The organism is Nostoc sp. C052 (genome assembly GCF_013393905.1).
Classification (GTDB): domain Bacteria; phylum Cyanobacteriota; class Cyanobacteriia; order Cyanobacteriales; family Nostocaceae; genus Nostoc.
In genome coordinates, this window is record NZ_CP040272.1 from 1969177 (window position 1) to 1991488 (window position 22312).

General features: G+C 41.5%; 20 protein-coding genes and 1 pseudogene. 15 read left to right on the forward strand and 6 right to left on the reverse strand.

All coding sequences use genetic code 11. The features are described 5' to 3' along the window. The first annotated feature begins 2 nt into the window (after window positions 1-2). The 3 genes from FD723_RS07865 (at window position 3) to FD723_RS07875 (ending at window position 3271) form a co-directional block, all read left to right on the forward strand. A complete protein-coding gene (locus FD723_RS07865) occupies window positions 3-1427 on the forward strand; it encodes a TonB family protein (RefSeq protein WP_179064825.1) in 1425 nt (474 codons plus the stop codon). A gap of 544 nt (window positions 1428-1971) precedes the next feature. After that, window positions 1972-2217 (forward strand): hypothetical protein, encoded by a 246-nt coding sequence (locus FD723_RS42575; protein WP_179064826.1) that lies wholly within the window; start codon window positions 1972-1974, stop codon window positions 2215-2217. A 10-nt stretch (window positions 2218-2227) separates the two neighbouring features. Continuing rightward, window positions 2228-3271: a hypothetical protein gene (locus FD723_RS07875; protein ID WP_179064827.1), complete on the forward strand. Its 1044-nt coding sequence runs from the start codon at window positions 2228-2230 to the stop codon at window positions 3269-3271. Window positions 3272-3352: 81 nt separating this feature from the next. Here the strand turns inward: FD723_RS07875 and ilvA are convergent, their stop codons facing one another. Then, window positions 3353-4864 (reverse strand): threonine ammonia-lyase, biosynthetic, encoded by a 1512-nt coding sequence (gene ilvA / locus FD723_RS07880; protein ID WP_179069074.1) that lies wholly within the window; start codon window positions 4862-4864, stop codon window positions 3353-3355. Between the two features lie 461 nt (window positions 4865-5325). On the opposite strand from ilvA, the gene FD723_RS07885 reads away from it, so the two are divergent. Both FD723_RS07885 and FD723_RS07890 read left to right on the forward strand, forming a co-directional pair. Beyond that, the gene (locus tag FD723_RS07885) at window positions 5326-5625 is read left to right on the forward strand and encodes an RNA-binding protein (RefSeq protein WP_179064828.1); all 300 of its coding nucleotides are present in this window, start codon (window positions 5326-5328) and stop codon (window positions 5623-5625) included. Between the two features lie 185 nt (window positions 5626-5810). After that, on the forward strand, window positions 5811-6320 hold the full coding sequence (locus FD723_RS07890) for a hypothetical protein (protein WP_179064829.1): 510 nt from the start codon (window positions 5811-5813) through the stop codon (window positions 6318-6320). 167 nt (window positions 6321-6487) lie between these two features. Here FD723_RS07890 and FD723_RS07895 read toward each other — a convergent pair. Beyond that, window positions 6488-7889, reverse strand: a pseudogene (locus tag FD723_RS07895) (IS110 family transposase). Window positions 7890-8827: 938 nt separating this feature from the next. On the opposite strand from FD723_RS07895, the gene FD723_RS07900 reads away from it, so the two are divergent. Further along, on the forward strand, window positions 8828-9820 hold the full coding sequence (locus FD723_RS07900) for an ABC transporter substrate-binding protein (RefSeq protein WP_179064830.1): 993 nt from the start codon (window positions 8828-8830) through the stop codon (window positions 9818-9820). A gap of 120 nt (window positions 9821-9940) precedes the next feature. After that, window positions 9941-10645: an ABC transporter ATP-binding protein gene (locus FD723_RS07905; protein ID WP_218651806.1), complete on the forward strand. Its 705-nt coding sequence runs from the start codon at window positions 9941-9943 to the stop codon at window positions 10643-10645. A gap of 136 nt (window positions 10646-10781) precedes the next feature. Here FD723_RS07905 and FD723_RS07910 read toward each other — a convergent pair whose 3' ends face one another. Next, entirely contained in the window at window positions 10782-11072 is a 291-nt protein-coding gene (locus FD723_RS07910) for a helix-turn-helix transcriptional regulator (protein ID WP_179064831.1), read from the reverse strand. A gap of 328 nt (window positions 11073-11400) precedes the next feature. Here FD723_RS07910 and FD723_RS07915 point away from each other — a divergent pair, with 328 nt between their 5' ends. From FD723_RS07915 to FD723_RS07925, 3 genes are all read left to right on the forward strand, one after another. Then, a complete protein-coding gene (locus FD723_RS07915) occupies window positions 11401-12249 on the forward strand; it encodes a CmcJ/NvfI family oxidoreductase (protein ID WP_179064832.1) in 849 nt (282 codons plus the stop codon). Between the two features lie 396 nt (window positions 12250-12645). Then, window positions 12646-13608, forward strand: coding sequence for a TauD/TfdA family dioxygenase (locus FD723_RS07920; protein WP_179064833.1), 963 nt, complete (start codon window positions 12646-12648; stop codon window positions 13606-13608). A gap of 93 nt (window positions 13609-13701) precedes the next feature. Then, window positions 13702-13875: a hypothetical protein gene (locus FD723_RS07925; protein ID WP_179064834.1), complete on the forward strand. Its 174-nt coding sequence runs from the start codon at window positions 13702-13704 to the stop codon at window positions 13873-13875. A gap of 69 nt (window positions 13876-13944) precedes the next feature. Here FD723_RS07925 and FD723_RS07930 read toward each other — a convergent pair whose 3' ends face one another. Further along, window positions 13945-14496 (reverse strand): DUF2231 domain-containing protein, encoded by a 552-nt coding sequence (locus tag FD723_RS07930; RefSeq protein ID WP_179064835.1) that lies wholly within the window; start codon window positions 14494-14496, stop codon window positions 13945-13947. Window positions 14497-15109: 613 nt separating this feature from the next. Between FD723_RS07930 and FD723_RS07935 the strand changes: the two genes are divergently transcribed. From FD723_RS07935 to FD723_RS07950, 4 genes are all read left to right on the forward strand, one after another. Then, window positions 15110-15676, forward strand: a complete 567-nt coding sequence (locus FD723_RS07935) for an HD domain-containing protein (RefSeq protein WP_179064836.1) — start codon at window positions 15110-15112, stop codon at window positions 15674-15676. Window positions 15677-15874: 198 nt separating this feature from the next. Next, window positions 15875-16399, forward strand: coding sequence for a hypothetical protein (locus FD723_RS07940; RefSeq protein ID WP_179064837.1), 525 nt, complete (start codon window positions 15875-15877; stop codon window positions 16397-16399). Window positions 16400-16420: 21 nt separating this feature from the next. Then, a complete protein-coding gene (locus tag FD723_RS07945; RefSeq protein ID WP_179069076.1) occupies window positions 16421-17257 on the forward strand; it encodes a protein-glutamate O-methyltransferase CheR in 837 nt (278 codons plus the stop codon). 243 nt (window positions 17258-17500) lie between these two features. Beyond that, the gene (locus FD723_RS07950) at window positions 17501-18280 is read left to right on the forward strand and encodes a hypothetical protein (protein ID WP_179064838.1); all 780 of its coding nucleotides are present in this window, start codon (window positions 17501-17503) and stop codon (window positions 18278-18280) included. A gap of 215 nt (window positions 18281-18495) precedes the next feature. Here the strand turns inward: FD723_RS07950 and truB are convergent, their stop codons facing one another. Next, window positions 18496-19380, reverse strand: a complete 885-nt coding sequence (gene truB, locus FD723_RS07955; RefSeq protein WP_179064839.1) for a tRNA pseudouridine(55) synthase TruB — start codon at window positions 19378-19380, stop codon at window positions 18496-18498. Between the two features lie 432 nt (window positions 19381-19812). On the opposite strand from truB, the gene FD723_RS07960 reads away from it, so the two are divergent. Beyond that, window positions 19813-20328 carry a hypothetical protein gene (locus tag FD723_RS07960; RefSeq protein ID WP_256875112.1) on the forward strand — a complete coding sequence of 172 codons (516 nt, stop codon included), beginning with the start codon at window positions 19813-19815 and terminating at the stop codon, window positions 20326-20328. A 29-nt stretch (window positions 20329-20357) separates the two neighbouring features. On the opposite strand, the gene FD723_RS07965 is transcribed toward FD723_RS07960, so the two are convergent. After that, a complete protein-coding gene (locus FD723_RS07965) occupies window positions 20358-22112 on the reverse strand; it encodes an ATP-binding protein (protein WP_179064840.1) in 1755 nt (584 codons plus the stop codon). Window positions 22113-22312: the final 200 nt, after the last annotated feature.

The following is a 22312-nucleotide window of genomic DNA, read 5'->3' on the forward strand; positions in this document are numbered from 1 at the left end:
CTATGAGTTTTTCTGGCATTACTGTCGAGCAACGTTCCAAAGAAGTTGAGGCTCTCAAGTCTTTTCTGACTTACAGTCTGATAGGTTCACTGGCGCTGCATATCGGCGTACTGTCCTCAGGCATAAGTAATTATTTGACGAGAGTACCCACAGGTGAAGAAGAAGCAATAGAGTTTGCGATCGTGGATTCTCCAACTGCGGAACCAGAAAAACCAATTGCAGAGATTCCAGAAGAAATCAAAAAAGAACCAGAGATTGTCCAAAAACAGCCTATAGAAACTCCACCAGTAGAAAAAGTTCAGCAGGAAGAACAGATTACAGCAGTTACTCAGAAGCCACAGCCGACAAATACACTGCCAGAAGCAATTGCTACCAAGCCAGAAGTTTCTGTGAAATCTGCACCCATTCCACGATCGCCTCTATCTGAAGATTCCAAAGCAAGTTCAGTGGGTGGCGGTGGTGGCGGCTCTGGTGTTGGTTTAGGCTCTGGTAGTGGTATTGCTGTAGGTACAAGCAGTGGTACTGGCAGTGGCGGAGGTACTGGTACTGGCACTGGCGGTGGTGTTGGCAGTGGAACTGGCACTGGCACTGGTAGCGGTATTGGCAGTGGCATCGGCAGTGGAACTGGCAGTGGCATTGGCAGTGGAATTGGCAGTGGAACTGGCAGTGGAACAGGAAACCGTCCGACAGTAGGAACAGCGCCCACATCTCCAAGAATTAACAGTTCAGGTAATGGTAATGGTCGTGCAGCCTGCCGTGAATGTAATGCTAAATATCCAGAGGCAGCAAGACGGCGAGGAGTCGAAGGCAGAGTAGAAGTAGCTGTAGATACTGATGCACAAGGGAATGTGACAAATGTGCGGATTGCTCGCTCCAGTGGAAACCGCGATTTGGATGAAGAAACAGCCAGACAAGCGCGTGAGTGGAAATTAAAACCCGCAGAAGGCGGTAGACAAGGAGTGTCTATCGCCACTGAATTTGCTATACAAGGTTCACGACGATATCGCCAAGTTCAAGAACGGAAAACACAAAGACAAGCCGAAGAAAGACAAGCACAAGAAAGAACCCAGCAGACAACGGCTGCCAATTCCACAGAGGAAGCTCCAAGACGTAGGCGCAGAGAGTTGGCCCCCCCATCAAGACCAGCAATATCTGGATTTAGTAGACGGTTGGAACCTCAAAGAGTTGAAAATACTTCTACAAACTCATCATCTGAAACTAGGACAACTCGTACTCAAGGAACTGCAAGAGAGTCCTTACGCCGCATCCAACATGAACGAGCGACTACCAATTCATCACAAAAGCCACAAGCACCCATAAATCGGCGGCGGCGAAGAGATAATGCTAGCCAAAACAAGTTGCGTGAGTCTTTGCGCGGTTTACGCCAACAACCTCAATCACAACCTGCTGCTCCCAGTCAGCAGTAGTCTCTCAAGTTGAACCTGACTACAAACTTATTGGAATTATACTTGGATTAGCGATCGCACACCGCCTTCTATTTTTAGGAGGTGGTTGTTTTTTTTAGACAGGAATGGCTTCGTCAAGCATTTGATTTGCCAATTAATAGAAGTGGAAACAAATAATCGTGTACTTTCCTCTATCCATTTCTGATGATGAGGACAATGTAAATCGCCTGCGCCTAAAAAATGGTACTAGTGTCAATACTGCTCGGGTTTTGGATTTTGAACTCGGAATTAGGTTGAGGGAAAAGGTTAAAGGGTAAAGGTTAAAGGTTTTTTCTTTCCCTTTTCCCCTTAACCGACAAGTATTGGTACTAGTGTTTGCTCTTCTTATATGCTGAGAGAATAGTCAATAGCTAACTCTCAAGTTGCTCATCTGCACTTTATGCTAGGCGTTAAATTCACTGATTTGAATAAAACTTCTACATAAACACACACTGATGCGGTTTGATTTGCTTGAATAGCTATATTGATAGGACATTGATACGACGGCAATTCACAATTCCTGATTATGGCAAGTAAATTCATTGATGTTAGGGAATATACTGTCCGGGCGCACAAAAGACAGATTCATACTCGTGTTTTCCAGTTTGTCTGTAAAGAGTGTAACGATCTGACAAAGCGCGAGACTTTCGGCCCTCGACCCTTATATTGTGAGAGATGTCGCCCTCCCCAACCGCCTAAGAAATCCCAACCAGCATCTCAAAAAGCAAAACCCAGAGCAATGTCTTATAAAAGTGACATCGATTTAAATTGATTAAAGCCTTATGACTCAAAATGGACAATTAGAACCGCCTCCGGGTACTTTTCTCTCACCACTGTTGGAATTACGAGACTATTATGCTCGCCTCACAGAAGAGTACGAACGCCTCTTTGTGCAGGCGCGATCGCAGCTGGATCATGTAGAAGCGTTGTTGTCTAACTGGTCTTTTTCTGATGCCAACAAGCAGATATCAAGACTAACTGCGGCTGATGAAACCTCAAATCTTTCCCCAGAAGGTTCTCTGCGGTTTTTATCACCCCTTGATGACATCAACGAAATCAACTTAGTGGAGTCTGTACAGTCAGAACGAAAAAAAGACTCAAATCAGGTTGAGATCAATAATTCTTTTTCTGCTGTTGTTGATACAAAAGAGAGTCAACCTCTAACCACATCAACAGATCCAAAGATCGCCCCGGAGAACAACGATAGTTCCACGAAGGTAGTAGAAATCCCCTTACTACCTCAATATCAGCACACTATCTCGCGAATGGAAGCCATAAAACAGCTATTGCAAGAGCAGATAGGTACTGTTTGTCATATCGATTTTATCGTGCGATCGCTTTATGGAGAGTTAGATTCCAATCTATTCAGAGTAGTTAAAGGTAGGGTGCAATCTTCCCTCACCCAAGGTAGAGAAAGGAATTACTGGGTAACTATTCCCGATGAACCAGGTTGTTATACTCTGGATTTAAGTCTGGTAGCCCCAAGTAATCGCAATGGTGCTTCTAGGAATATCAAAAACAAAAATAAGAAGCCTTTCATACCTCCGACAAAAACAGTACCGATGCTCAAAGCCTTTGAGGGTCAATTCTTAATTGATGCCCTTACCTCTCTGTTAGAACAAAATCCAGGTAAAGTTTTCAGTGTTGCTGAAGTCATCGCCGGAATTTATGGAGAAATAGATTCTCAGCAACTCAGAGAGATCAAAAATAAGGTGCTGAATGAATTATCTAGAGGCTATCGGACAGGCAGATTCTCTAGGGTTCCGAATCAAATCGGCTTCTATACTTGGGACTCCAATCTGATATTGAAGGGGAGTTCTCGTTAAATTGGGGATTGGGCACAAGAGGCAGAGGTGCGGAGGGGCGGAGGGGATAAAACTTACTGCAACTTCTCCCCTGCTCCCCTGCTAGCCCAAAAACAACTTGTATGCCGGATTCTTGTTTTCATCCCAATAGCGATAGCCCAAATGATCGAGAAAAGCTTGCCACTCTTCCATCTCGTGCGGGGGAACTTGGATACCAACAACGATTCGTCCGTAGTCTGCGCCGTTGTTGCGGTAGTGAAAAAGACTGATATTCCAGTTGGGACTCATGGAAGTAACAAACTTCATCAATGCGCCGGGACGTTCGGGAAACTCAAAACGATAGAGCAATTCATTGTGAGCCAGGAAAGAGTGCCCACCTACCATGTGCCGCAGATGTAACTTGGTTAGTTCGTCGTCTGTTAAATCAAGGGTTTCAAATCCATGAGCTTCAAAGGTTTCTACCATCTTTGCAGCATCAGCACGGTTTTGAATTTGCACACCTACAAAAATATGGGCTGTTTTTTCATCGGCAATGCGATAATTAAACTCGGTAAGATTACGGTTGCCAATACATTCACAAAACTGGCGAATACTTCCCCGTTCTTCAGGAATTGTAACTGCAAAGATCGCTTCGCGGCGTTCACCAAACTCTGCTCGTTCTGCGACAAAGCGGAGGCGATCAAAATTCATGTTTGCACCGCAGGCAATAGCGATTAAGGTTTCTCCCTGGATTTGTTCTCGTTCGGCGTAAGCTTTAGCAGCTGCGATCGCTAATGCACCGGCTGGTTCTAAAATTGATCGCGTATCCTCAAATACGTCTTTAATCGCAGCACAAGTATCGTCTGTATCCACCAAAATGATTTCATCTACATACTGCTGACATAAACGGAAGGTTTCTTCACCGACTTCTCGCACCGCCACGCCATCAGCAAATAACCCCACTTGGGACAAGCGCACCCGATGTCCGGCTTTGAGTGATTGAGACATCGCATCAGCATCTACTGGTTCAACACCAATAATCTTGATTTCGGGACGCAATCGTTTCACATAAGCCCCAATCCCAGAAATTAATCCGCCTCCTCCAATCGCCACAAAAATCGCATGGATGGGTTGCTGATATTGCCGTAAAATTTCCATCCCGATTGTTCCTTGTCCAGCAATGACATGAGGATCGTCAAAGGGATGAATAAAGGTCAATCCTTTTTCTATTTCTAGTTCGCGGGCATAACTATAAGCATCGTCGTAGGTGTTTCCATGTAACACAACTGCCCCACCCCTCATTCTCACAGCATCCACCTTGACTTGAGGTGTAGTTATTGGCATCACGATAATCGCTTTGGTTCCCAAGCGATTGGCTGCAAGGGCAACTCCTTGAGCATGGTTCCCCGCCGATGCTGCAATTACACCCTTTGCTAATACATCTGGTGGCAGTTGCACCATTTTGTTATAAGCACCCCGTAATTTAAAAGAAAATACTGACTGCATATCTTCACGTTTCAACAGGAGTTGATTATTCAGCCGCGCCGATAAATTTGGTGCATACTCAAGTGGTGTTTCCTGGGCAACATCATACACACGGGCAGTCAGGATTTGAATTAGGTAGTCGCAAAACATGGGCGTCAAGGTGTTAGCAAATGCTGGATGGAGATTAATTTTACGTTACAAGCGATCGCACTGATTTTATTTAATTGCGCTCTCTCAAACTTTTGAGTGAATAAAACTTCAAAATTCCTCATACTGTTTGAAGATAAATAAGTTCAGCGATGAAAATTTTTGGTAACTTCAAATTTTAGGCAATCGCTCGTAGATAGATTTTTCCGATTTGATTTTTGAAAAAACTCCGTACAACTTGAAAAAGCTGATTCCTTATTTTCTACTCCCTACTTAGGCAAATAAGTTCAAAAATCAAATCGAATTGCAATAAGTATAGTGTTGCTGATGAACATAACTTTTTCATTTATGTTAAAGTATGCGTGGAAGATGAAATTCGGCTATGTAGTTTGTTTTTATATATACTTGTATTACAGACCTCTCCGGATCTAAATCTCTACACCATCTGATTCTGGAGACATTTTATGTCAATTTACGTCGGTAATCTATCTTATGAGGTTAAAGAAGATGACCTCCGGCAAGTCTTTGCAGAATACGGAACTGTCAAAAATGTTCAATTGCCTATCGACCGAGAAACAGGTCGGGTACGAGGTTTTGGCTTTGTAGAATTGGAATCAGACGCACAAGAACAAGCGGCGATTGATGCCCTTGATAATGCTGAATGGATGGGTCGAAGCTTAAAAGTTAATAAAGCCAAGCCTAAGACTGATGGAGGTTCTTCTGGTGGTAGACGAGGTGGAGGAGGATACTCTCGACCTTATTAAGGTCTAGAACCAAGAGTTTAACTCTAAAGTCTTGAAGGCAGACAAGGCGTCTGCCTTTTTTTTACTTCGGTTGACCGAAGAAAGACAGAGGGCTAGAGACAGGAGGTTTTAGAAAATAATTCTGATGAAGCCATGCGTTAGCGTCGGCGATCGCAGGTATCGTTTTTGTAATAGGTGTAGCAACCATGAACCCAGAAGCTAAACATATTGTTAGCGAACTAAGGCATAAGTTCTACTCTAACTTTGCTGCTGCTATGAAGATGCCAGTGATTATAACTGGTACATCTTATAGTAGTAATTCACCGATCGCATCTTGGATGGATCATAGGCAAAGACTGAACTATATAAATGTATATGCTTATACAGCACCCGATGAATTTGTCCCATTTCGCCCATTCATTCTTCGACTGGCTATTAACAAGAGTGCTGGTAGAGTGACGGTATTTAGAAAAGGACAAGTATGCCGGGGTCTAAATTTGGTTTGGGATTTCGAGTTAACTGTACTACCAAAAGAAATCTTAGACTTTCTTCCCTGGATAGTTAACTTAGTTGAGGCCCATGATAAAGGTTCGCCATTGTTGCTAGAATCACCACCCCATTCATTTGAATTAAAAGTGTCAGAGGTCGAGTTATTTAATAACGCATGGACTCAGAAGGCTTGGCTACTTGCGAATTCGACAATATCTTTATATTAGGCTGCCAAGTTTCAATTGATGGATAAGCAAGTTTGTAATCTGACTTTTCCCCTTCCTGATATAGGAAAGAGATTGTACCATTTCATGAAATACTTCATACAAATGATTTGTCTCTAACTCTTTTCCCCTGCCCCCTACTGCCTATTTGTATCAACCTTATCCCTCTCCTAAGAAACAGTATTTGCTTGGGGCTGAGGAGTAAGCTCAAAACCTAAAGCTAGAGCCTTTTTCTGGAGGTTATTGATGACTCGTTCTTGGTAACGTTGCTCATAATAATCCATGCCAATATCTTGATAGTTACCTCCTGTTGTCCAAAGTCGGTAGAAAATTCGTGCCAACTTATGAGCAGTAGCAGTGATAGCTTTAGGTGTACCCAGGCGAGAACGTAAGCGACGATAAAAAGCACAATCATGCAGAATTGCTCTTGCCAGCTGTTTGTGCAGCCATTCGGAAAGCATTGGTAGCAGGGTTAACTACCAAGCGAGTTCGAGAACTTTTAACTTTACCACCAGTGATGCGATTGCAAGGGCAAAGACCAAGCCAAGAAGTAAAATGTTTAACAGTTGGGAATCGGCTAGGATCTAAACCAACCAACCTCAGAAATAATGGTTTGTACGGTAAGGATACCAAGACCATCAATGGCAGTGAAATCTACGCCACTAATTCGGTAAAGATGGGTACGTAAATCACGCATCGGGTTCATTGCCTTGAGGTTTATTGCGAGGATGTTTTGGTTGCGGAAGCGGAGATTCATCAAGATTAACTTTGTCATTAAATTGAGCCAAGCACTCCTGTATTTGGCGGTCGCAGTCCGCTATCTGAGTTTGATAAACATCGTAAAGTTGTAGTTCTTGTTGGAGTACAAAGACATGCTCACTGCGATAATCACCATTCAGGGCGGCGGCAATTTCTGCTTCTGAGCGTTTAGCGCGGTGATGCTTTTTAGCTGCCAAAATTTGTGGATTTCTTTCTCCTTCAACAATAGCTCGAATAATTGCCATACCAGTAGTACCAGTGATATCGCTAACAACTTTATGCAGTTGCACGTTCATCTGGGTTAAAGCTTTTTGCATCCGTTGAATGTGAACACAAGCACTTTTGATGAGACTATCTCGGTGGCGGATATAACTCCGTAATACACAAATTTGGTCTTCTGGGCGAAAAGAACCAGACAACAATCCGTAACTATGTAATTGTTGCAACCATTGACAGTCTAAAATATCAGTTTTACGTCCAGGCAATGTTTTAACGTGATGGGCGTTGACAAGTTTAACTTCAAAGCCCCTTGTCTCCAAGATTTGAAACAACGCAATCCAATATACCCCCGTTGATTCCATTGCTACAGTTTTCACTCCACAAAGAGCTAACCAATCAGCTAGAGCATACAGGTCAGCAGTGTAACAGCCAAAACGTCTGACACTTTCGGAGGCTCTCTCTTTTGGAACGCTCACAAGCGTGAAATTCTGAACCGATATCAATACCCGCTGCATTTGGGTTGATTGGTCTTAAGTCAGAAGTTTTATTTGTTCTTGGTTGATGTAAACGGGATTTGGACTTTGGTGTTTTCATCATCAAAGGCTTCCTCACGAATGCGGAGTCATACTAGCAATTGGAGGTGTGTCCTGACCTGGGTTGACGGATGAATACAGTCTCCTAAACGGGATAATGGCAGCAACCATTTCACCAATCTTATAACCGTCTCAACCCAGAACCAAGCTTCTGTACGGGCGATTTTGCACCATTGGGGGATCGGTCAAAACTTTCAGGACACAATAAAAGTGTAATTTTTTTTGGTGCATCTTAATTTTGTTTCTTCCATCCATAACGGAAGCGATAGCGTCCGTAAACAGCTTCTGTCACTTTCTGGGTATTCTGAATAAAAGAATCAAAAAAAACTCTGGAAAGTAGGCAGGGCAATTGATGTAGAATTACAAATCCTAAAACATTTGGTGAGAGACGCTCACCCAACAGTTGCGATAGCGAAGCGCAGATCGTAGATTGCAATGAATCAATTTAAACCCTTTTATGCTTCTGGATGATTTAGCTCCTGAACTACTTGCTTATCTCGGAGAGTGACAGAAAAGGGGTAAGCAACGTTTAGGTGGATGTAAATTTTAGTCTATAAATTCCTCTTTAAGCTCTTATGTCTGTTTTCTCTGTGTATCTTATATTTAAATGTAATTTATTTAACCACAGAGGTACAGAGAACGCTTAAAAAAACCAAAGATTTTACGAACTTATTAACACACCTTGTTTTTTGCTTGTGACTGTGTGATACTTTCGTTTAAATTCATAAAGTACTGCATCTCTATTAATTTACAGTATTTTTAACAATATTATGCAGTTGGAAATAATTATAAATTGCGTACACTGGGCGCTCACGTTGCCCACCCCACAAGGGTTATGTTTAATTAGATTATGCAAATTAGATGTTTTTTAGCTGATTACTGAGGAATGTAAAATGCAAGAACGAAGTTTATTAAAGCAGCTATAAGAGGCATAAAATAATGAAATTCAAGCAATTTCAGTCTTGGAGTTTATTGATTGGATTAGCACTGCTAACCTTTGTATTCGTGGCTTGCACTTCTGGGAATCAAATAGCTTCAAAAGTTCCAGAAAAAGTAACACTTGCCTATCAACCAGGAATCAACTATGCAAATTTACTAATTGTCAAACAGCAGCAAATTTTAGAACAGCAATTTCCACAGACAAAGTTTGAATGGAAAGAATTATCGAATGGTGCAGCGATTCGGGATGGAATTCTTGCAAATCAACTACAAGTTGGTGCAGGTGGTGTTGGCCCATTTCTTGTTGGTTGGGATAAAGGTGTAGGATGGAAAATTTTAGCTTCACTTAATCATAGTGAGTTTTGGTTGGTCGTCAAGAACTCGAACATAAAAAGTTTAAAAGATTTTAAGCCAGGAATGAAAATTGGCTTACCATCTCCTGATTCTCTTCAAGCAATTGTACTACGTCGGGCAGCGCAAAAAGAATTAGGTAATGCCACAGCCCTCGATCAGAATATACAATCTATCGCTCATCCGTTAGGGTTACAATCTCTATTGAATGGTCAAATTGATGCACATTTTACAACACCACCTTTCCAATTTCAAGAAGTTGAAAAAGGTGGTAGAGTGATTCTTAAGAGTTCTGATATTTTTGGTAAGATTAGTGCTGCCAGCATCTTTACTACGGAAAAATTCTACAATCAATATCCTGAATTTGGCAAAGCTTTGTACACTGCGATCGCAGATGCTACTAAACTATTGAATGAAAAACCTGATGAAGCTGCGAAAATCCTCTCACAGATAGATGGTGCTAAAATCTCAGCAGCGCAATATAAAAAGTGGATTACCGATCAGGCTGTAGAATACGGTCTTGAGCCAAGAGCCTTCCTGAAATATGGAGAATTTATGCATGAAATAGGTATGCTAAATCAGCAGCCTAAATCAATTGATGAATTAATTTTACCGACGCTTAAAGGCGTTGGAGGAGATTGAATTCATGGCGAAATTAGAACCATTAATTACAGCAAACAGTTAATTACAGCAAACAGTGTTCAAATTATCTACAAAGAAGGTAGGCATCGGTTTACAGCCGTAGAAGATGTTAGCTTTGCTGTGAAACCAAAAGAAAAGTTTGTAATTATTGGCCCATCGGGTTGTGGAAAGAGTAGTCTGCTAAAAGCGATCGCAGGTTTTCAGCCCATCAGCAGCGGCGAATTGTTGATGAGAGGCAAAAAAATCACTTCTCCAGGGCCAGATAGGATGGTTGTTTTTCAAGATTTTGAGCAACTCTTGCCTTGGCAAACTGTACGGCAAAACATCGTTTACGCCCTCAATATTACAGGTAAAGCAGCTAACAAAGCCGCTAATGAAGAGGCTTTATACTATCTCAATTTAGTTGGAGTCTCAGCAGCCGTAGATAAATATCCTCATCAGCTATCGGGAGGTATGAAACAACGGGTAGCGATCGCCCGTGCTTTGGCTGTGAAACCGCAAATTTTGCTGATGGATGAGCCTTTTGCTGCCCTAGATGCCCTGACACGTACTCAACTCCAGTACGAAGTCAACTCTATTTGGCAAAACACAGGCGTTACGATTATTCTGATTACCCATTCCATACAAGAAGCTGTGTACTTGGGACATCAAGTTTTAGTGATGACATCGGTACCTGGAACTGTGAAAGAAATTGTCGATACAACGCAGATTGACGATATTAACACCAAAGAGTTCGCCAATATGGCCGCCCATCTGCGTAGTTTACTAGGTGCTGACTCCCGTAGTGATACCAAATCGGCAAAGGAAGTATTGTTTCAGGAGTAATATCATGTCCGGTTAAAGACTTACAGTAGATTGCACATTAGGGACTTCCAAATACAAAAATACCCCAAAAGATTGGGTAATTTATTTCTTGGAAGTACTAAAATACTCCCCGACTTCGGCGCAGCAAGTCCCTTCTTCAACTAATAAAACTGCTTAAACTCTCTAAAGTACTATTGAGAACAGCACGATCAAGTGAGTAGTATCTTGTTTGCCCTTTTTTATAGTTCTTCGCCAAACCTGCTTCCGTCAAAACTTTCAAGTGGTGACAAGAAAGAGACAAGCTAATATCCAACTGCTCGGCAATTTCTGAACAGCTAATTTCGTCAGTACTCAACAGTAAATCTACTAATCGCAGGCGTGTTGGATCTGAAAGAGCCGTGAAGATTTTCGCACGGTTTTCGTAATTTATTTTCTCAATCATCCCCATATCATAGCAAGCTCTGGTATTTTACTCAAATACTCAAACAATCATTTGATCATTTGGCGAAAATTCTGTTATGCTGACTACTACAATGGTTAAATAAGTATTTAACTATAATCATCTAGTACTAAAGATTCCTGACGAGATCGACGTTAACAAATATCAACTGCTACTTTGAGTCAAACTCTGGCAACATAACTGAGGCATGTTGTAAGTTTGCTGACGCTGTTAGATGTAATTGCGATCAATTTCTGAGTATTGAGCGTTAATTACACTCCAACTCAACTCTAGGGGATTTTAATCTGTCTGAAATTCTTGAACAAGGATGTAAGCAATGAGCAGAGATAATCGTTTTTTCTCTGACCTGAAACACGTTGAGGCAGAACTAAACTACCTCACCCCGATGGCAGAAAAGCTTGTCAACTATGCCTACGAACCCCCTGCTGGGGTTCCCCGCTCCAACGGAAAGTATGAGACACACAAAGTTCCAATCCGTAATGCACGGGAAATTTCAGATAAAGTATCCTTAGAGCGCCAAGGCTTCGACTTTACCGCACATAAAAGTAAAGTCAGTGATTTCTATGATGAAGATGAGATCCGCAGCGTCTACTATCCTGAAGCCAAGCAATTATTGAAAGAGTTGATAGGTGCAACGGAAGTACTGATATTCGATCACACTCTTCGTAACGCTGAAATTTCGCAGCCAGGCGAGAACGAAATTAGGGAACCAGTCAAGCGCGTGCATAATGACTTTACAGCCAAATCTGGCTATACTCGCGCTCGCAAGGTATTGACAGAGCAGGGAATAGATAACATCGATCAAGCGCTACAAAAAAGGTTTGCACTGATTAACATTTGGCGACCGATCGCACCAGTCCAGGAGTCTCCATTGGCAGTTTGCGACGCTCTGAGTATCGCACCTACAGACCTGGTGGCGGGCGATCTCTTGTATCCCAATTACGCTGGTGAAACTTACTCAATCACCTATAACCCATCACATCAATGGTTTTATTTCCCACAGATGCAGGAAGACGAAGCGCTATTTATTAAGTGCTTTGACTCCGCAGAAGATGGACGGGCTAGGTTTGCCGGTCATACTGGCTTTGATGATCCCACTAGCCCATCAGATGCTCCACCTCGTCAGAGTATTGAGTTAAGGACGGTAGTTTTTTACCCTGAATAGATTCATCAGAGAATGACTAAGGGGCAGGGGAGAAAGATTCTGGAATTCCCCTGCCGTCGGGGTTTCAAAACCATAAATAAATTTATGTCCCTGCCCCTTTTCCTCTTCGTTGATGCCAGCGGTCAATATTTGTTAACTGCGCTTAAGTCTTTATCCTCGCTGTTACTGCACACAGGATAGTCATAAGCGCGGTTTTTTGGGTAATTTTGAGCCTTTGGTTGTTCCGACTGTGTAAAATACAGTAAACAAATACTACGGTAAATCTATCGAGATAGTGTATGATATTTTCAGTTGCGATCGCTTCCTATGGAATTTTGCTATCAAGTGCAAGAAAAATTCCACAGGAAACGGACAAATGCGAACACCACTCTACGAATCAAACCCTGGAGAATCTATATGGGCTACAAACATATTGAAGTCAAACAAGTAGCTGGTTTCATCGGTGCTGAAATCGGTAACGTAGACCTTTCCCGTCCTTTGAATGATGATCAAGTCAAAGAAATTCGTAAAGCACTATTAAAGTGGAAAGTCGTATTCTTTCGGGGACAGAACATCGATCATGCTGCCCAAGTTGAATTCACATCTCGTTTCGGCGAAGTGACTTTCGCGCATCCACTCGGAGAGCCTGAACCAGTTCCAGGATTTCCGCAGCTCAAACCTGTAGACCGTAAGCTGTATGAAAAGCAGTATGGTTTTCGCACTGGAGGCCCCTGGCACACAGATGTAACAGCAGCAATCAACCCACCAGCAGCGTCAGTTTTACGTGCAGTTAATGTTCCTAGTTTTGGTGGTGATACCCAGTGGAGTAATTTGGTTGCAGCCTATGAGGGTTTGTCAGCACCTCTACGGGCGCTAGCAGACACATTGAAAGCTGAACATCGCTTCAATGGGGGCGGGTATCAGCCCAGTAACAACAAGTTCTCTGAGCGTATCGCTGTCAATCCACTAGTTTCCATCCACCCAGTAGTTAGGGTTCATCCTGAAACTGGTGAGCGGGCGTTGTTCGTTAACCCTGGTTTCGTCTCCCACATTGTTGACGTGTCACCACAAGAAAGCAAGCTGCTGCTTGAATTGTTCTTTAACCAAGTTACCAAGCCTGCTTACACCACCCGCTTCCGTTGGAACAACGGTGATATTGCCTTCTGGGACAACCGCGCTACCGTGCATTTAGCACCTCAAGATTTGGATCATTTGGATGTTGAGCGTTTGTTATATCGCACCACCATTACTGGTGATGTTCCAGTTGGGGTTGATGGTTTCCGCTCAGAAGTGGTTCAAGGTGAAGCGTTCAGTTCCGAAATACCAACCGTCTTCAAGCAAAAAGCTCAGAATCTAGAAGCACAACCAGTACTTTCTTGAGCTACAAAATACTAAATTGGGCTGCCTGCATCTGACGTAGCCCGGTATTAGGGACTTCCAGTAAAAAATAATCAAGCTTTATTCCAGAACCGAATGGCACTAAGAAAAGCCGAAAGGATTGTGTCACCTCGTTCCCAGTCTTTAGACTGGGAATGTATTCCCAGAGGCTCTGCCTCTGGTCAGTTCACTGGAGGCAGAGCCTCCCAAAATCGTTTCCCAGCCTGGAGGCTGGGAACCAGCCAGTCCAAGGGCTGTATCTTAATTTAGTGCTATTCATTTCAGAACCTTTGTAGAGACGTAGCACTGCTACGTCTCTACATTCTTTTTCACAGATGTTTATGGATATCTTCTGCTACCTGCACCCACTACACCAATTTTGTGGCGATAAGATAGTTCAGCACCGAACCAACCAGAAATACTAGTCAGCGTACCGACAACAATCGAGAGTAACAGTCCCCAAGGTAGTATTCGGGATTCAGCGTCACCCAAGCGTATGAGAAAGTTGACGAGTGATAAAACTAGTAAAGAAACGTTAAGTATTAAATGTGTCCAGCCAGCTGTGCGCTTGCGGACTCTTTCAATTTTCAAAAAGTCGCTAAGACCGATCGCAGCAGCGAGTAAACCTCCAGCTAATCCGAGTCCGATTAACCATAAGGAAGCCCTAGCCCAGAAGAAATCACCAGTTAACCAGTAGCCAATATCACTTCCCAAGGCTGCGGCTAAAAAGGCTATGGGAAAGATCACACTCAGGGGATGCAAGGGATGTCCGGCGATCGCAACTGTGCTAGGTACACCGCTATCACGATACTCACTATCGTTACTTTCAATAACTGGTGGAATATTTGGGAAAGGTGTTGAATTTGTTGGCGTTGTTTCTGTAGTTTCCATTATTAGTATCCTAAATTTATTAAATCAGAAGGAATCCAACACTGTTCGGTTAAGGTAAGAGACGCGGTGAATCGCCGTCAATACAAAAGACTGATTATTGTAGAGACGGCTATTTATCGCGTCTTTGTGTTTTATCAAAAAACCTTAATCGAAGCATATTCAGAAAGAATCTATTCAATATCAGCTTCAAGTTACAAGCTTAGTTTACCTACTTCTTCTATATTTTGTATTTTGCTTTTTTGCCGTTTTATTCAGGAATTTCTCTTTTATTTCAATACTATATGACCTTATTAATTTAATAAAATATCATCAGATATTTATCTATCTAGCGATGTAATATAGATTTAAATTGTGTCTATCTAAAAGTATAATGGGAACAATTTATTTTAATTGTTAGAAAATGCGTATATAGACAGGCGTAGACATTGTTTTTACAATCATTTTTTCAAAGGCAACATAAACCCAGGTACAAAATCTTCACGGCTTAATATTGCTGTAGCTGGAACGGTTTGTTATAAAATTGACACAAACCCTTTAATTGGTGTAGTTCTCCTGAATTCTGGAGGCGGAGCGTCTTTGCCTCCGCTGCTTGACATTTAACTCCTTTTATACAATGCTCTCAGAACGTTTTACCGCAGCCCTCATCTACGCCACTGAACTGCACGCCAACCAAGTTCGTAAAGGTTCAGGTGTACCCTACGTTGCCCATTTATTAGGTGTCGCTAGTATTGCTTTAGAATATGGGGCAAATGAAGATGAAGCGATCGCATCTCTCTTACACGATGCGATCGAAGATCAAGGTGGCGATGCAACACGAGAAGAAATTCGCCGTCGCTTTGGTGACAATGTAACAGCAATTGTAGATGGTTGTACTGATGCTGATACAACTCCCAAACCCCCTTGGCGACAGCGCAAGGAAGCATACATCGCTCATATTTCTAGTGCTTCCCCATCAGTTCTGCTCGTGTCATCAGCAGATAAACTTTACAACGCCCAATCCATTCTCAAAGATTATCGTGTTTTGGGTGATTCGCTCTGGGAACGTTTTCAGGGGCGCAAAGAAGGTACTCTTTGGTATTATCGGGCGCTTGTGGATGCCTTCAGAAAAACTGGAATCACGCTAATTATTGAGGAATTAGAACGGGTAGTTGCACAAGTTGAACTATTAGCATCTCAATAAAAAAATTTATTTACCCATAATTAGATAAAAGATTCGTAATGAACTAGACAAATATCCTTTTTACAGACACGATATAGTCATGTCTCTTACAAACAAATTTTGGAATGAATTTTGGCTTTTAGGTTCTCTCTCTAGATAAAAAATCTTTCTCTCGGTAGATAGGTGTACTGACATTATTATGGCTGCTATGTTACCAATATGACGATAGTAAGACAAAATACCCTAAATCAAACCGTAAGTCCTCCAGAAAACTTGTCAGAAAAGTATATGGAAGCAGAGCGTATGCATGATGTTCTGCTTTTACTGCAAAACTTGATTAATAGTGAAGAAGCCACTGTAAAATTAATTCTGGATTGTCTTTATGATGTTGGTTCAGTGAATCTGATCAATCAAAAACTTCGCTTGAAACCCTTAAATAGGGTGATGAAATTAATTGCCCGAATGTCAAAACCAGTTTTTAAAGTCATAGCTTTTAATTGGTTTAAAAAGAACTGTCCCCAATTGATTACTAATTGGCTACAGACGCAGGTTGCTTTTGAAAAGCCCCAAAATACACCCGAACAAGTAGCGATCGAAGTTGTACAACTAGAACCTTATGCCATACCACAGACAGAAAATCTCAGCCAAGAGATTCAAAATCTGCGCTTTCAGATTAGATGGCTAGCTGGGATTTCAATAACAGCGATCGCTATTTTAGTAGTAACAGCCATTCGGTTAAACTGAAACCTATGAATTATGAATATAATGCCTCTGCCCAAACCGATCTTGGAGGACATAGAAATACATCTGCTTTTGGAAGGGGTATATCAGTACTATGGTTATGACTTTCGTAATTATGCTATCTCCTCACTCAAGCGCCGCATTCAGAGCTTCATACAATTAGAGGGATTAGCAAATATTTCTGCATTGCAAGAGCGATTACTCCACAATCGTGCCTATCTGGAACGATTTTTGCTTGCTCTGACGGTGAACGTCACATCAATGTTTCGCGATCCCAGCTTCTATAACACCTTCAGAAATCAAGTTATCCCCTTCTTACAAACCTATCCGTTTATTCGCATCTGGCACGCTGGCTGTTCAACAGGTGAAGAAGTATACTCAATGGCAATTTTACTGCAAGAAGAAGGACTTTACCACCGTTGCCGCATATATGCCACTGATACGAATGAGAAGGTATTACAAAATGCTAAAAGTGGGATTTTCTCGCTGAAATTGATGCAGGAATACACTCATCTTTATCTGAAAGCAGGTGGAAAAAAGTCTTTTTCAGAATATTATACCGCAGCTTATGATAACGCGATTTTCCGAGCATCCCTAAGAGAAAACATTGTTTTTGCCCAGCATAATTTAGCAACTGACAGTTCTTTTAATGAGTTTAATGTCATCCTTTGTCGTAATGTCCTCATCTATTTTAATCAAATACTCCAAAAACGAGTACATGAACTGTTTTATAATAGCCTTTCCACCTTTGGTATCTTGGGGTTAGGAAGACAAGAATCTATCAGATTTACCTCTTATGAGCAGTACTATCAAGAGATAATCAAGGGTGAGAAAATATATAAAAAAATAGCAGGCGCTTAAGGAACTCCAACAAATAAAAAACTCCACACCACTTGCGGGATGGAGTTTTAGGGCATGGGGGGAATGGGGAAGAAGTTACCTGTTAGGCCAATGCTCAATGCCCAATACACCAAAAAATATTAGAAATAAAATGGTGATGGTTGTCAAAAGACAGTCTGTCAAACATTTTTTATTGTGTTCAGAAGATAGATTTAGCGATCGCTTAAGGTAAATTACACATTAAAGTCTTAAAGGAGATTGTCGATGCAGCTTCTCGAATGTCCTCCTGTTGCAGTCATTGCTGGAGAAAATGCGGTTCACGTTTCTCAACTGCCTTCTATATGGCAAGACATCGCTAGAGGAACCACGAGTGTCGGACTTTCCCAACCCCAAAGCTATGTTGAGATGGCACAGTTGTTCCTATATAAATTAGAACATGGTGATGTTGACTTATTTAGCGATCGCCCCCAACTAGCTCACTTAATACCGTCATTCTCCCAACTATTTGCACAACTGGCATGGGAAACCCTAGAATTTTTTGGGCAAGACTTTCTCAAACATAGCTATCCGAACTTTGCAGAAATTCTCTGCGATCTGGAGTCAAAAGGGACAGAGTATGCTGATGAAGTAAAAGTAGCTGGCATTGGTATAGATTTATTCAATGAATTTGGTTATGAAGTACCTGCTAGCTTCTATCATGTGCATTTAGCACCAATTTACCGCGATCATGTTTTTGAAGAACGTGCCTTACGATTTGATCAACGCGATATTGAACACAAACGCGCTTGGGATGCCATACTCCATGCAGGTAAGGTGTTTGCTATCCAAATGAAGGTACAAAGTATTGCTTCTAAATACGGTTTTACTTATCAGCATGGCTGCGGTTGCAACTCTCATCTATCTTCCATTGATGTATCTCGTGGGGCGTTTGAATATGAATTGAGTCATGAAAAGCGTCAGCGATGGATTCGCAGTTTCATCTGGACTGCTTGGTATGAGTATGCCTTTTTTGCGATCGTACCAAATACGAGTTATTTGGTTTAGCAAGAAAGAATTCAGGAGTCAGGAGTCAGAATGGGCTAAACCTTAGCTATCCGGTAACAGAATTGAATTGTGTGCGATGGTTAGTAAGTTTTTGATTCGCGCAGTGTCTCGTAGAAAACATCTTGATTTTTACCGGAGGCAGTGCGTCTCCGACTCCACTCCTAAATTCAGAATTCTGAATTCTGACTCCTGAATTCTGACTTCTGAATTCTTCTTCAAGAAATTGGTTCAAAAACCATTTGAGGAATTAACACCTCATCTTGTAATTGTCCAACACCTAAAAAGCGAATCTCTTCTTCATAAACTCGCACTATCCCAGTAGTATCAGAATTTAGAGAAACTCGCTGACCTTGACACCATTTTTGAGCAGATATTGTTGGTAAAGTCACAGACAACAAATGTTGTAAAGCTGCATCAGAGGCAAGAGGTTGAAATGTCCCGCCTTGCAGTTTAGCTTCTAAGTCAGTCAAAGTGAGACTATCTGTTAAATCGAAACCACTGCTTTGGGTGCGAATCAAAGCCGCAAGAGTACCACCAGTTTTTAAGATTGCACCTAAGTCACGAGCGATCGCTCTAATATATGTACCAGATCCACAGGCGATCGCCACATCCAATTCAGGAAAATCTCCTTCTCTCCAATCCAAAATTTCTATGTGAAAAATTTCCACAGTCCGCACTGGAACTTCCACTATTTCACCTTTACGCGCTAAATCGTAGAGACGTTTACCATCCACTTGAATTGCACTGTAATTCGGTGGTATTTGCTCAATCTTGCCTTCAAATTGTGCTAGTGCAGTTTTCACCTCAGCCAAACTCAATTCAGGACAAGCTTGAGAATTAATGATTTCACCTTCTAAATCATCGGTTGTAGTCCGCACACCCAGGCGAATCGTAGCCTTGTAAGCTTTGTTTTCTGGGAGATATTGCAGTAATCGTGTGGCTTTACCAAGTGCGATCGGTAAAACCCCTGTTGCTGCTGGATCTAAGGTTCCCGCATGTCCTACACGCTTGAGGCGCAATAATTTTCGCACCCGCGCCACGCAGTCGTGGGAAGTCCAGCCAAATGGTTTGTTTAAGTTGAGAAAACCTTGAAATAACACAAAATCAATACTTACAGCTTCTAAACTCTATTAAATACTCATTTAATGCTCAAAGCATTAATATTTAGTAATCAAGACTAGTTTAGGCATTATTTTATACAAATTTACCAGCATTAAGACATTCCCTAAGCAGAGACGCGATGAATCGTCGTCTTTACAATAATCAGTCTTTTGTAGAGACGGCGATTTATCGCGTCTTTGTGATGATTTATCGGATCTTCGCGATCTATTATTTTCATCAAAAAACCTTAAACCAACCGTATTGAGATAACGCCGAGTATTTTCCGCAAATATCACGATGTCAATTATAACTTTCAACATATAAAACTGTAATAATCAACAAATTTCACAGAAAACTTAATGAAAGTTTTCATTGTAAATCAAATAATTCACCCATAGCACTTTTAGCAAAAAAACTATCAATAGATTTGTATGAACATAAATGAAATGAAAAAACCAATCTTTACGACTACATTGTTTTTTTGTTCTATGTTGATTATGAGTTGTAGTAACTCTAATAATAGTGCTTCTCAACAGAATAAAGTTAATCAAGCAAATACTGCAACAGCTATCCAAGTTAATTCTAAATCTATTTCTGTAAATGAAGTAAAACTAGATAACAGCAAAAATAGCAAAAAGCCGATTAATTCAGCATATCTTAAAGATAATCAATCTAAAGAGATTGAAAACGATAACCCAATTTTTGGTACTATCAAAGACATGCAAAATGGAGACTTAAAATGCTACGTTACTGTTACCGATGAAAACGGTAAACTATATGAAGGTGTCGGTGCAGTCTTTGAAGTTTGCGAACCAGATAAATACGTTAATAAAAAAGTAAAAATGTATTATTCTTTAGAAAACGTCAGTGATTGCCAAAGTTCTGAGCCTTGTGGAAAAACAATCGAAGAATGGTTGATTAACAAGATAGAAATTCAAGATGAATAATTACAAGATAAATTTTAAAATTATACATATCAAGTAGATAATGGGGATAGTTGAGGTATTGGGCATATCTTCGGTAAGCTAACTGTAACTTGAGTTCCTTTCCCCACTTCACTCCACAAGGCAATATTGCCGCCATGCAACTCGACACAACCTTTAGCGATCGCTAGCCCTAAACCTGTACCAGGAATTGTGTCAACGTTACTTCCCCGACTGAAAGATTGAAACAAATTCTCTTGATCTGTCACTGGGATACCAATTCCCCGATCTTTGATGTAAAAGATTACTTCTGATTCTTTGCCAATCAGATGAAATTCTACAGTACCTCCATTTGGAGAGTACTTAATTGCATTAGACATTAAGTTAATAAAAATTTGCTGTAAAAGTCCGCGATCGCCCCAAAATTCCTGGTGATTACCAGTAATTTGAAAAATTAATTCGTGGCGATCGCCTGCTGTTTCTCGCTCTTGTTCAATCAGATCAGAAAAAAATTGTAGTAAATCTAATGGGATTGGTTTAAACTTGGGTTTTTCCAGTTCAAATTGGTTAACCAGAAGCATATTATCCACGAGTTTGGACATATACCTGGCTTTCTGTTCAATGATTCCCAAGAACCGCTCTTGTTTAGACTCATCTAGCTGCTGGCTATGTTTTACCAAAGTTGAGGCAGCAGCCAGAATTGAAGTTAAGGGCGTTCGATACTCATGGGAAACCGTTGCAATGATTTGGGATTTAAATACATTGAGTTGCTTTTCTTTGGCAAGGGCTGCTTGAGTTTGGGCTAATAACTCAGCCTGTTGAATAGCGATCGCTAATTGTACCGAAACTTCATTGAGCATTTCTGCATCATCAGTTTGCCACTGTCGTTCTCCAGAATTATGGTGAGCAATCAATAAGCCCCAAAGCTTGGGGGTTGGGTTCCCATTGTTACTCAAATTAATGGGAACCACTAAATTTGCCTTAGTATTAAATTGCTCTTTTAGGCTGACACAATTACACAAGCCAAGCTCATAAATGTAAGGGATTGGGGATTGGGAATTGGGCAGAAGAGGCAGAGGGGCAGGGTACAGGGTGCAAGGGGGAGAATGAGTAATTAATTTACCTCTTTCCTTCCTCTGCTCCCTGCTCCCTGCTCCCTGCTCCCCTGCTTCTTTCCCAGCGCCAACGCGATCGCACAATGCTACAGTGCGGTATGACTCAACTGATGAGGCGACTATTTTACCATCTGTATCGGGGGCGAACTGATACACCATAACGCGATCGCACTTTAGAAGTTCTTGTACCTCGGCTACAGCTGTATTTAAAATTTGCTCTAGGTTAAGAGACTGACGAATTCGTAAAGCAGTCGTCGCAATTAGGCGTTGTCTTTCTTGAGTTTTCTGGAGTTGGGCTTGCAAGCACGATTGCTTAATGGCATTACGGACTGCTAGTTGCAGTACATCCTGTGTCAAGTGTTGCTTGACTAAATAATCCAAAGCACCCCGTTTCATCACTTGCACAGCAACCTCTTCATCGCCGCGCCCTGTCAACATAATCACAGGGACAGAAGTCTTAAATATCTCCTGCTGCATCTGATCGAAGAGTTCTAACCCGCTCATATCAGGTAGGCAAAAATCCAGCAGAATCACATCGCAACGTGCTTTTCGGCACAAAGCAAGTCCTTCCTCTGCACAGTCTGCCTCTAAAATCTGATAGGACTGGTGCGGATCTTTCAAAAGATACCGACGATAGATTTTTCGATCTGCTGCACAATCATCAATGATGAGTAGCGTCCGTATGTCCAACATAAGGTTATGAGGATCGGGGAGTTATGTAGATCCCTTTTATCCAGATTGTGTTTTTATTGCATAATTCTAAAAATAATATAAAATAAATATAAATAAAATCTAAATTCTTTAGGAATTCTAAAGCAATTAAACAAGCTAGGAAAAACAGGAAGATGGGGAAAACACATCTACCAGAGACAAGCAGACACAGTGACTCAAAG

Bases quoted from the DNA above. Each gene is read 5' to 3' on its own strand.
- FD723_RS07930 (WP_179064835.1), bottom strand. From the start codon at position 14,496: ATGGAAACTACAGAAACAACGCCAACAAATTCAACACCTTTCCCAAAT.
- FD723_RS07890 (WP_179064829.1), top strand. From the start codon at position 5,811: ATGAACCCAGAAGCTAAACATATTGTTAGCGAACTAAGGCATAAGTTC.
- FD723_RS07910 (WP_179064831.1), bottom strand. From the start codon at position 11,072: ATGGGGATGATTGAGAAAATAAATTACGAAAACCGTGCGAAAATCTTC.
- FD723_RS07865 (WP_179064825.1), top strand. From the start codon at position 3: ATGAGTTTTTCTGGCATTACTGTCGAGCAACGTTCCAAAGAAGTTGAG.
- FD723_RS07875 (WP_179064827.1), top strand. From the start codon at position 2,228: ATGACTCAAAATGGACAATTAGAACCGCCTCCGGGTACTTTTCTCTCA.
- FD723_RS07920 (WP_179064833.1), top strand. From the start codon at position 12,646: ATGGGCTACAAACATATTGAAGTCAAACAAGTAGCTGGTTTCATCGGT.
- FD723_RS42575 (WP_179064826.1), top strand. From the start codon at position 1,972: ATGGCAAGTAAATTCATTGATGTTAGGGAATATACTGTCCGGGCGCAC.
- FD723_RS07885 (WP_179064828.1), top strand. From the start codon at position 5,326: ATGTCAATTTACGTCGGTAATCTATCTTATGAGGTTAAAGAAGATGAC.
- FD723_RS07915 (WP_179064832.1), top strand. From the start codon at position 11,401: ATGAGCAGAGATAATCGTTTTTTCTCTGACCTGAAACACGTTGAGGCA.
- FD723_RS07945 (WP_179069076.1), top strand. From the start codon at position 16,421: ATGCCTCTGCCCAAACCGATCTTGGAGGACATAGAAATACATCTGCTT.
- FD723_RS07960 (WP_256875112.1), top strand. From the start codon at position 19,813: ATGAACATAAATGAAATGAAAAAACCAATCTTTACGACTACATTGTTT.
- FD723_RS07940 (WP_179064837.1), top strand. From the start codon at position 15,875: ATGACGATAGTAAGACAAAATACCCTAAATCAAACCGTAAGTCCTCCA.
- FD723_RS07900 (WP_179064830.1), top strand. From the start codon at position 8,828: ATGAAATTCAAGCAATTTCAGTCTTGGAGTTTATTGATTGGATTAGCA.
- ilvA (WP_179069074.1), bottom strand. From the start codon at position 4,864: ATGTTTTGCGACTACCTAATTCAAATCCTGACTGCCCGTGTGTATGAT.
- FD723_RS07935 (WP_179064836.1), top strand. From the start codon at position 15,110: ATGCTCTCAGAACGTTTTACCGCAGCCCTCATCTACGCCACTGAACTG.
- FD723_RS07950 (WP_179064838.1), top strand. From the start codon at position 17,501: ATGCAGCTTCTCGAATGTCCTCCTGTTGCAGTCATTGCTGGAGAAAAT.
- FD723_RS07965 (WP_179064840.1), bottom strand. From the start codon at position 22,112: ATGTTGGACATACGGACGCTACTCATCATTGATGATTGTGCAGCAGAT.
- FD723_RS07925 (WP_179064834.1), top strand. From the start codon at position 13,702: ATGGCACTAAGAAAAGCCGAAAGGATTGTGTCACCTCGTTCCCAGTCT.